The organism is Blautia sp. AF17-9LB (genome assembly GCF_003479185.1).
Taxonomy (GTDB): Bacteria; Bacillota; Clostridia; order Lachnospirales; family Lachnospiraceae; genus Fusicatenibacter; species Fusicatenibacter saccharivorans.
Window position 1 is genome coordinate 1 of sequence record NZ_QUGU01000047.1, and the last position, 1,214, is coordinate 1,214.

Sequence of the window (1,214 nt, forward strand, 5' to 3'; positions counted from 1 at the left end):
TATTCATTCTTAGCAAAAGACATGGGATCACCTCACAAATAATCTGAGATCATTATACCATTTCCTGACATAAATTTGTTGTTTTGTATGAAATTTTCAAGGTTCGCACGGGTGTACCTTTTGCCCCCCTAATCATAAAATGGATTTTTTGTTATCATTTTTCTATAATTTCCAGGGGTTTTCGAATAATATTTTTTAAACTGAGCGATAAAACTTCCCTCATCCGAAAAGCCCACCTCCTGAGCGATTTCAGAGATCCGTGTGTTTGTGTCCTTAAGCAATTGTTCTGCATGAATAACCCTGCACTGTGTCACATACTGATTAAATGTCATACCTGTATTTTTTTTGAATAAACGGCAAAAATATTCTTTGGAGAAGAAAAAACGTTCTGCTACTTCACTGGTCTTGAGATTGCTGCTGTAGTTTTCATGAACATAATTAAGAACATGTTCAAAACGCTGAAAACTTTCCGAACTTGTCGCTTCGAACTTTTCCCGTTTCATACAACATTCTGTTGCAAGAATATACACAATTTCACAAATTTGTTTGATTGCATAAATATTCATATATGCTGCATCTTGTGTTTTACATTTCTTATTCATTTCTTCAAGAAGTAACTGTATCTTCCGTTCTGCCATATTGTTAAGAATAAAGTAACAGTTATCATAATCTGGAATCACTTTTTTTAGAAAATCGTAGCTGATTTGTATCGTAACCCCTGTAACGCAGATCCCGCCCTGTGGAAAAAAAGGGATAGACGAATGGACTTCTCTGCTGTTTATCACAACAACATGTGAAGGCGTTACATCTTCAATTCTTCCATTTATAAAGAAGCGGGAAGAGCCTTCAAAAACCGTATTTATTTCCAACTCTGGATGCCAGTGACTTTTTATGATTGCACTGTCCGCCCGGGTATGGCGAATCAATCGTCCAGGAACGATTCCGTTTAGTTTTACTTTTTCATAAATTCCATAATCTTTCATTCGTTATACCTCCCTGTCTGGATTTCAATCAAATAGGAGAGAGTGATTATTTTCCGTCATCAATAAACGTAGTACGCATTTCTGTATCCCATAGAGATATGTGTAGTATTCTCATTGCGAGAACTCATGTAAAGTATATCAGATTAATTTAAAAATGTCTAATAAGTATGATATGGGTGTCAAAACACTCGTTTTATAGTAACTCATTAACTAACGTACCTTGAAAATTTC

1 protein-coding gene is annotated in these 1,214 nt (G+C 35.2%); it reads right to left on the reverse strand.

What is annotated here, in order from left to right:
• Positions 1-128: 128 nt before the first annotated feature.
• Entirely contained in the window at positions 129-983 is an 855-nt protein-coding gene (locus tag DWX00_RS19400; RefSeq protein ID WP_117510987.1) for an AraC family transcriptional regulator, read from the reverse strand.
• Between the last annotated feature and the right edge of the window lie 231 nt (positions 984-1,214).

What these genes read in the sequence shown, in the direction of transcription:
- DWX00_RS19400 (WP_117510987.1), bottom strand. Translation starts at nt 983, where the DNA reads ATGAAAGATTATGGAATTTATGAAAAAGTAAAACTAAACGGAATCGTT.